The 1,214-nt window shown below is 73.8% G+C and carries 1 protein-coding gene and 1 pseudogene; one reads left to right on the top strand and one right to left on the bottom strand.

Annotated elements, in window-relative coordinates:
• Nucleotides 1-230, top strand: a pseudogene (locus H5J29_RS33430) (NmrA family transcriptional regulator); the annotation flags it as partial.
• A gap of 36 nt (nt 231-266) precedes the next feature.
• Here H5J29_RS33430 and H5J29_RS33435 read toward each other — a convergent pair.
• Nucleotides 267-1,214 (bottom strand): AI-2E family transporter (locus H5J29_RS33435; protein ID WP_181784872.1); only part of this gene is annotated, 948 nt, incomplete at its 5' end.

The following is a 1,214-nucleotide window of genomic DNA, read 5'->3' on the forward strand; positions in this document are numbered from 1 at the left end:
TCGGTAGGGCGCTGGGTGAGCCGGTGCGGTTCGTCGAGCAGGACCGCGCCGCGGCGTGCGCCGACCTGCTGGCCCACATGCCGCTGCCGGTCGCCGAGGCCACCTTGGACATCCTCGGCGCACCGACGGAGGAGGAACAGCGCGTCTGCCCGGACGTCGAGCGCGTGCTCGGCCGTCCGGCCCGCCCGTTCGCCGACTGGGCGGCCCGCTCCGTCGCCGCCTTCCGGTGACCGGCTGACCGTCGTCGCCGTGGTCCGTCCGGAAGGTCAGTCGGGCCGGGCCTGCTGCGGCACCGGGTCCGGGTCGAGCTCCGCGTGGCGGTCGATGCCCGGTTCGTCGGGTGCCGTGTGTTCCGGTTCGCTGGTGTGCACGTCCTGCGGGTCGACGTGCTCGTCGGCCTCGCTGCGCAGGGACCGGATGCCGGAGTTCAGCACGGCGAGCAGCGGGACGGCGAGCAGGGCCCCGGCGATGCCGCCGACGAGCAGGCCGGTGGCGATGGCGAGGATGACGGCCAGGGGATGCAGCTTGACGGCCCGGCCGAGCAGCAGCGGCTGCAGGACGTGGCTCTCCAGCTGCATGATCCCGATGATGATCGCGAGCACGATGAGGGCCGAGATCGGGCCCTGGGCCACGAGGGCGACGAGCACCGCGACCCCGCCCGCGACGACCGCCCCGATGATCGGGATGAAGGCGCCCAGGAACACCAGCGCGGCCAGCGGGAAGGCCAGCGGGACACCGAGGATGGCGAGGCCGATCCCGATCGCCACCGCGTCGACGACCGCGACGACGGCGGTGGCGCGCACGTAGCTGACCAGGGCGGCGACGCCGCGGCGGCCCGCGACGTCGACCCGGGTGCGGACGTGGCCCGGCGCGGCGTTGAGCAGGAACCGCCAGATCCCCGCCCCGCCGTGCAGGAAGAAGATGAGCGTGAACACCACCAGCAGGATCTCGGTGAGGACCTCGCCGATCGTGGCCGCGGTGGTCAGCGCGCCCGCGGTGATGGCGGCCTGGTTCGCGCTGAGGGTGTCGAGCACCTCCTGCTGGATCCCGGCGAGCTGCTCCTGGCCGATCCGGAGCGGGCCGGTCGCGAGCCACTCCACGATCGAGTCGACGCTGGTGCTGAGCTGGGCGCCGAGCGCGGGGACGCCGCGGACGAAGGTGATCACGACGAACGTCAGGATCGCGCCGAGCGCGGCGAGCCCGGTGACGACCAC

The sequence above is a fragment of the Pseudonocardia pini genome (assembly GCF_013870575.1).
In the GTDB taxonomy this organism is placed as follows: Bacteria; Actinomycetota; Actinomycetes; order Mycobacteriales; family Pseudonocardiaceae; genus Pseudonocardia; species Pseudonocardia pini.